Origin of the sequence: Haladaptatus sp., assembly GCF_049589095.1 — an archaeon.
Taxonomy (GTDB): Archaea; Halobacteriota; Halobacteria; order Halobacteriales; family Haladaptataceae; genus Haladaptatus.
The window spans coordinates 20,591-27,406 of record NZ_JBAWAC010000233.1; the positions used below are offsets into that span (position 1 = coordinate 20,591).

The window sequence follows — 6,816 nt, forward strand, 5'->3', positions numbered from 1 at the left end:
GATTGCATCGTTGCGGTGTGCTCATATCAGTTATTCTCCAAGAAGGGAGCACATAACAATACTCGATACGGTCATTGGATGAACTGCGAGCGTTGGAACGGTGCTTCCCTGATGCTCTCCCGCCCAACGCTTGAGCACAGCCAATCAATCACACGTCGTGCCGACGTCATACTGCCGTTCGCGTGGTCGTCCCCGCTTTGCCGGTACGACCACATCATCCGCTCTCGTCGTGATTCGAGCCGGGAACGGGTTGCTTGTTGGTAGGAGCACCATCGATGCAATGTCGATGGCGGCCACTTCGTGGCCCCGGTGGTTCGATTCCACCCCCGTTCGTAGCAGTACCGTTTTCGTATGTCCGGTCGGTTCGAGGTTCTCGTTCACCGTCACGTTGAATATCCCATCCCCTATCCGACAGTATACTTTACTCCATTCAACTATTGTATTTCAAATCTAGAAATTCTCTATGAATTGCAAATTTATATCATGTAGACTACCGTACATGCGTTAGTGATAGAGACGGGGAAGTGGTGTGTTCACCACTTCAGGGTTGACACGAAACCTGGGGCGGTTCGTCCACGAAGGAAATTATCGATGACGATTCGATAGATATCGTCCCATTTGGCAACTCGTCGCCACATCGCAGCCAAAGATAGATACGTTGAATCGCGGTTTCAGTGCCGTCCATTTCGGTTTCAAGTGGACGATTAATCCAGGAAAAGGATGAGAATGCAACGAAGACAATTCATGAAAGGAGTGGGCGCAAGTACTGTGGGTATCTCCGCTATCGGAACCGCCGTCGCGTGCAAACACGATCACAAACGGAACAGACGGAAAAACAAGATACAAGGACGGAGGCACAACACGCAGCCGAATACCGCAATTTTTGGGGATTCATGGCATGCGGTTGATTCCTTCTACGGTAAGAAAGATTACGCAGTGACGGGCGAACTGAAATGGACTGGCAACTTCACTGCCGAGGTATTTGTCACGGCGACGTTCTACGACGGCCGTGGAGGGGTTCTTTCCTCGGATGGCATCGATTCGTTAACCCTTGCACCGAACGAGACTGGTGGGTTCCAAATCGATTATCTGAACGCACATCCGAAACGCGTCGCCGACTACCAACTCGCAACAGAAGTATATAGAAAATAAATGAGGCACGACGAGTGGTTCTAAAAATGGTTGTATGGCGGCTTTCGTAGCACCTCTTGACGTTTGCTGGGAAGGGGGAGAACGCTCGATCGGATGTGCACGTCGCGATGATCGGATCGCCGATGGCAGACAAACGTAGTATCGATTACCCTCCACGGAGGTCGAGGACGATACTGGTACTTACTCGCGCCGCTCCCTACCCATGGTGTGGAACTCGTCGTTGGGTCGCCAGTCGGCGAACAGCGCCATTCGATTCGAGAGGTTGAAAAAGCTCGTCACGCTCCCGATGTCCCAGACTTCCTCGTCGCTGTAGCCGACGTCGCGCAGTCGTTGGAGGTCGTCCTCCGAGACCTCCGTCGGGCGTTCGGTGAGTTTCACGGCCACGTCGAGCATGGCCATCCGTTTCTCGCTCACGTCCGCCTGTCGGTAGTTCGCCACCAACTGGTCGGCGAGTTGCGGATGTTTCGCGTAGATGCGAACGAGCGCACCGTGGGCGACGTTGCAGTAATAACAGTGATTGACGCCCGAGACGGCGACGACGATCATCTCGACTTCCTCACGGTCGAGCGACGTGTCGTCCACGAGCGCGTCGTGGAAGGCCATGAACGCACGGAAGTGCGAGGGCTTGTACGCGAGCGCCGCGAACACGTTCGGCGTGAACCCCGCGCGTTCGGTCTCCTCGTCGATACGTTCCCGGAGGTCGTCGGGGATTTCGTCGCACTCGGGAACCGGAAATCGTCTCTGTGCCTCGTCATCGAGCGTTGGCTCTGGCATGATACTCGGTTCGCCGTGCGTCATCTTAACACGGTTGTCCGAAGTGAAAGTAAAAATCACCGCACGAGACGATGAGGCTGTTCCGGCGATTCAACAATCCCGTTCGGAACCGTCGTCGCTCGACGCCCCACCGTTCTCGGATTCAGTATCGGTCGACCCGCTGTCGTCGGTCGTTCCGTCGACCGAATCGTCCGATCCATCCTCGGTTTCGGTGGTGGTCGTCTCGTCGCTACCGTCGCCCCCACCGGACTCGCTTCCGTCAGTGGTTGTCGTGTCGGAAACGGAACTGGCGGTTCCCTTGGCGACGACGGTCGATTCGTCCGGCGTGAGCAGGGCGACGACGTCCTCGCCGTCGTTGTTGAGGACCTCACCCTCGTAATCGAACTTCACGTCCGCTTCCGGGACCCGTTTCGCACCGGTCGCGACGATGAACGACTGGCCGTTGCCGATGACCGTGTCGTCCGGCAGCGTCCTTCGCTGGTCCGTGTCCGGGTTGCCGTACTCGAACGCAACGACGTAACCGGAGACGTCCACGTCGTCCATGGACGTGTTCTCGAACACGACGAACTCCTCCTCGGACGCGACTTGTGTGAGTTCGATGGGGAGTCCGTTCTTTCCGATAACCTGCGTTGCACCGGCGCTGACGGCGGCGAGCGTTGCGACTGCGCCCAGTACGTTGCGTCGTGTTGTAGGCATGTGCAAACGGACGAACACGTTCAACTAACTAAAAATGCATCTAAACTATACAGTCCTGTCTGTTGACTTATCGTAGCAGTTCGGTTATTAGTTAGATATATGACATATATACACGTTCAGTGGCGGATCCCGGGCACGATCCCGGTCGCCGGAAACGTAACGCATCGGGACGACGATTGATCGGACGAACATGACGAGCGCCAACGAACACGAAGATCGCGTTCACCGCCTCTACGAGGGAGTATGGAACGGGGAGAATCCCGACATCGCAACGAAACTCGTCCATCCCGAGTACGTCATTCACGACCGCGATCTCGCGGAGGAACTGCGTGGCCCGGAGTTGTACACGGCGCTTGCGGATTCGACCCGCGAGATCTTCCCGGACATGTCGTTCACCGTCGAGGATTCGTTCGCGGTCGAGGACAAGGTCGCCGTTCGCTGGACGATGGTCGGCACACAGGACGGGGCGATGGTCGGTATCGAGCCAACAGGGACGGAGGTGACGCTCCGCGCCATCGAGATCGATCGGTTCGAGGACGGGCGTCTCATCGAAACGTGGACACAGAGCGACATGCTCTCGCTCATGGAGCAACTCGACGCGGTGTGACCGTCCGGTAATTGACCGACCTCGTCGAGAAATATTTCACAACCCGTCAGTCGAGATGCCGTCGTCCTCGTGGAGTTTGACGAAGTCGAACGTGTGAACGTCCGTGGACCGAATCGTGTAGGAGTTTTCGTAGACGTCGATGACATCGAACCGCTCGCCCGTAACCCGGACTTCTGCCCTATCGTCCAACTGTACGCGGTTGAAATCCGTTCGGGATGTCCACGTGTTCAGACAGCCAGTGCCTTCTTCGCTGCTGTCGAAATCCGTCCCACAGACGCCGAGGAGGTACTTGACGGTGAATCGAGCGGACAATTTGTGATGGCGGTCTTCACTCACGACGATATCGTCGGGAGAGCGAACGCTCCCCCCGACGAAGTCGGGGTCGTATCTGCCGAAAATCCTTCCATCGCCGTGGTCAAATCCGATCCAGAGTGGCTCGTCCTTGTACAGTTGGCCGTTGTACTGCCATTCGAGGGAGATTGCCTTGAGTTGGAGTTCGCCCGTCTTCGCGAGCCCGACCTTGGAGAGGCAACTCCCGAGGCTTCCGGTCGTGAACGCGACCCCCGAAGCGGCGAGGAGTTGTCGTCTGGAAGCCATAGCGAAGCGGTTGCGTTCGGATAGCATAAGCTTTCACGGTGCTGATCGGGTACTGAACGGTATTCCGAAAATAGAACTCACCGACAGTCGACCGGACGTTACTGGAGGACCCGACTCGCCGTTCACTCCTCGTTTCGACTACGGAACAGGTAGAGACCCGTCCCGAGAATGCCGGAGAGGGCAGTCATCACGCCCAACCCGTCCTGTCCGACGGGCGAACTAGTCTGTGTTCCTGGCCCACTGGCGGCGGTTTGGTTGACTGAGTCGTTCCCCGCCGATTTCTCGGTGGTTTCCGACGCCGTGTTCGTGTTCGTAGTCGTGGTCGTGCCTGTCGCGGTGTCGGTGGACGTGGTCGTCGTGGACTTCGTCGTCGTCGTTCCCGTCCCGCTCCCTCCCCCGGACCCGCCGCACTGTCCGGCGTGGATGACGACCGGTTTCGTCATGTTCAGCGACGCCCACCGACTCCCCTCCGAATCGGCGGCGAGCGCCCTCCAGTTCTCGACTTTTCCGGCGTAGTCCCGCTCCAAGTGCTGTCCGTACAACCGCGCCGCCTCGTTGAACGCGGGGTGTATCGTCACGCTATCGTCGGGGGTCAGCCCGCGGAACGCACCGCCGTCGGCACCGCCGCCGTGTTTCGCATCGCTCGCCCACGTCCAATCGACGTCCCACTCGTCGTCCGTCTTCTGGAACGTATCGTAGTTGGTCGACGCGTTGTACTGATCGTCGGCCACCGCCCATTCGCCGTCGTCCGGAAGGCCGGAGATGTGGAACGTCACCGATCCGCCGCCGTCGCTCCCGCGCTTGCCGTGCATGAAGACGAGGCTCGTCCCCTTCGGCCCGCGGTAGAGGTAGAGTTCGCTGGTTTCGGCCCGTTCGAGCGCACTCGCCGGGCCGTAGGAACTGTACCAACCCTTCGGATCGGTGTCCGACGAACGGTAGTTGTAGAACTTCTCGACGGGCAAATCGGAGGTGATGACGGCGAGCGGAACGCAGGTATCGCCCTGTTGAAGGACGTACTTCGAATCCGTGACGTGTCCCGTCTGAATGAGGTTGTCGCCAGCGCCGTCGGCGCTGGCGGTTGCGACGCCTCCGACGCCGACTCCGACGGCGATTCCCGCGGCCGTGCGGAGGAAGGTCCGGCGGTTCAGGGATGTCCGTCGAGTTCGGCTCATTCCGAGACCACCTTGAGCGCGGAGGGAAGCCGCCGGTACACGCCGGTCACGGCCTGCATCCGGGTCGATTTTCGCTGGACGGTGTGATAGGCGACGGGTTCCGGCCCGAACTTCGATTTGTATCGGCAGAGGCGGGGTAGGTTGGCTCCCACGAGGTCGTATCGGGTCAGGCCGCGCTCCTGTGCCTCCTGAATGATGTGCCAGTCCAGCAGGTCGTTGATGGGGAACTCGACGTCGGATTTCGCGCCACCCTGCCACCGATAGATGGTGTCGTCGGTTTCGAGCGTGACCATGCCGCCCAGGATCTCGCCGTCGCGTTCGCAGACGTACGGCCTGACACAGCCATCGGGGAGTCGCTCGTACAGTTCGGTGACGAACTCGGGGTCGATCCGGTACTCCTTCCCCTGTGCCGCGTGACGGTCCTGAATCTGGGAGATGACCGCTTCGATTCCCGCCACGCCCGCCTCCCGAATCGTACAGCCGTCGTCGCGGTTCCGGACGTTGCTCCGGGCGTCACGGCTGAACTGCATGAGTAGGTCCTCGCCCGTCAGATCGAGGATGTAGGTGTAGGAGGGGGACACGTCGAAACCGTTCCAGGAGAACGGGCGGAGGTCGGTGTACTCGTCCACGGTTCGGACGTCCACGTACGCCGGGTCGATTTCCGCCTCGATCCATTCGATCGCGCCGTCGATGAACTCCCGGTGTCGCCGTTCGGCCTTCCGCTGTTTCAGCTTCGCGAAGTTGAGCAGCGTCGGACCGAGGTAGTACACTTCGAGGTGCGGTGGCGGCGAGTACACCATCCGAAACGGTCCTTTCGTCGTCACGAAAATCGGGAACAGTCCGACCGGCTCCTGCCCTTTGTATCCGACGAGAAATCGAACCTCGGTGTTCGACGTTTCCGCGAGGTGCGTGAGCGCCTCGCGGCGATGAAACGGGGTCGCCCCGTCCGAGCGTTCCACGAGGTTGTTCCATCGTTCGAGCGTGCTATCGTCCGCTTCCTGAATTTCTATCGTCATTTGTCTCACTCCAGATATCCGAGTGCCGCGAGTCGGTTCGCCATCCGGTCGTCGGATGCGGTCTGTTCGTCGGGGTCCGTCCGTCCGCTACCCATCGTCTCACCCGTTTCCCGTCGCGTCGAGTACCCTTCCTCGCCGACCGATTCGACGGACGAGAGAACGTCGCCGTCCATTTCGGTGCTCTTCGGTATCCCGAACAGCGCGAGCACCGTCGGCGTCACGTCGAAGAGGTGTGCGTCGGAAATCCCTCCACTGACGCCGTCGCCAGCCATCGCAACGATGCCGTTTCGCTTGTGGTTCCACGGTTGGCCGGGTTCGGCGAACTCGTGGCCCGAAAGCTCCGCCGAGAGGAAGTTGTCGAAGTCGGCGGGAACCGAGACGATGTCCACCGCCCGTTCGGCTTCCGGGCCGTCGAAGTACTCCTCCCGCCGAGCCACGTCCTCGAACACCGGCGTCCCGTCGGGTGCTTCGACGTCGGCGAGCAGGTCGATGAGTTCCGACCGGAGCGACTCGTATCGCTCCGGTGGAACGACACCGTGGGGGTCGCGTCCCGCCAAGTTGATGCGGACGCCACATTCGATCCTGGCCCGCATGTACGCCTGTGAGGCGGGGAAATCCACTTGCCGACTGCTCGCCCGAACGACCCCCGACGGGACGAGTTCGGACGCGACCCCGCGAAGTCCGACCGTGTCCAACAGCTTTCCAGCCCGATGGGTCGTGAGACCGACTTTCGCCGCGACGGCGGTCAGTCGTTGGAGTGGGTCATTCGTTCGTTGGAGCAGGCCGCGGCGGTCCTCCGGAC

Annotated in this window: 7 protein-coding genes and 1 pseudogene; 2 read left to right on the forward strand and 6 right to left on the reverse strand. The window is 59.8% G+C overall.

From position 1 onward, the window contains the following. Window positions 1-744: 744 nt before the first annotated feature. Window positions 745-1,152, forward strand: coding sequence for an FxLYD domain-containing protein (locus WBV42_RS07625; protein ID WP_423985486.1), 408 nt, complete (start codon window positions 745-747; stop codon window positions 1,150-1,152). A gap of 180 nt (window positions 1,153-1,332) precedes the next feature. Here the strand turns inward: WBV42_RS07625 and WBV42_RS07630 are convergent, their stop codons facing one another. Both WBV42_RS07630 and WBV42_RS07635 read right to left on the reverse strand, forming a co-directional pair. After that, the gene (locus tag WBV42_RS07630; protein WP_423985487.1) at window positions 1,333-1,926 is read right to left on the reverse strand and encodes a peroxidase-related enzyme; all 594 of its coding nucleotides are present in this window, start codon (window positions 1,924-1,926) and stop codon (window positions 1,333-1,335) included. Between the two features lie 90 nt (window positions 1,927-2,016). After that, the gene (locus WBV42_RS07635) at window positions 2,017-2,622 is read right to left on the reverse strand and encodes a hypothetical protein (RefSeq protein WP_423985488.1); all 606 of its coding nucleotides are present in this window, start codon (window positions 2,620-2,622) and stop codon (window positions 2,017-2,019) included. Window positions 2,623-2,812: 190 nt separating this feature from the next. Between WBV42_RS07635 and WBV42_RS07640 the strand changes: the two genes are divergently transcribed. Beyond that, a complete protein-coding gene (locus WBV42_RS07640) occupies window positions 2,813-3,229 on the forward strand; it encodes an ester cyclase (protein WP_423985489.1) in 417 nt (138 codons plus the stop codon). Window positions 3,230-3,265: 36 nt separating this feature from the next. Here the strand turns inward: WBV42_RS07640 and WBV42_RS07645 are convergent, their stop codons facing one another. From WBV42_RS07645 to WBV42_RS07660, 4 genes and pseudogenes are all read right to left on the reverse strand, one after another. Further along, window positions 3,266-3,826: a hypothetical protein gene (locus tag WBV42_RS07645; RefSeq protein WP_423985490.1), complete on the reverse strand. Its 561-nt coding sequence runs from the start codon at window positions 3,824-3,826 to the stop codon at window positions 3,266-3,268. A 122-nt stretch (window positions 3,827-3,948) separates the two neighbouring features. Then, window positions 3,949-4,998, reverse strand: a complete 1,050-nt coding sequence (locus tag WBV42_RS07650) for a hypothetical protein (RefSeq protein ID WP_423985491.1) — start codon at window positions 4,996-4,998, stop codon at window positions 3,949-3,951. Next, window positions 4,995-6,014, reverse strand: coding sequence for a lipid II:glycine glycyltransferase FemX (locus WBV42_RS07655; RefSeq protein WP_423985492.1), 1,020 nt, complete (start codon window positions 6,012-6,014; stop codon window positions 4,995-4,997). Before WBV42_RS07655 ends, WBV42_RS07650 begins: the two co-directional genes overlap by 4 nt. A gap of 5 nt (window positions 6,015-6,019) precedes the next feature. Further along, a pseudogene (locus WBV42_RS07660) lies at window positions 6,020-6,816 on the reverse strand (alkaline phosphatase family protein); the annotation flags it as partial.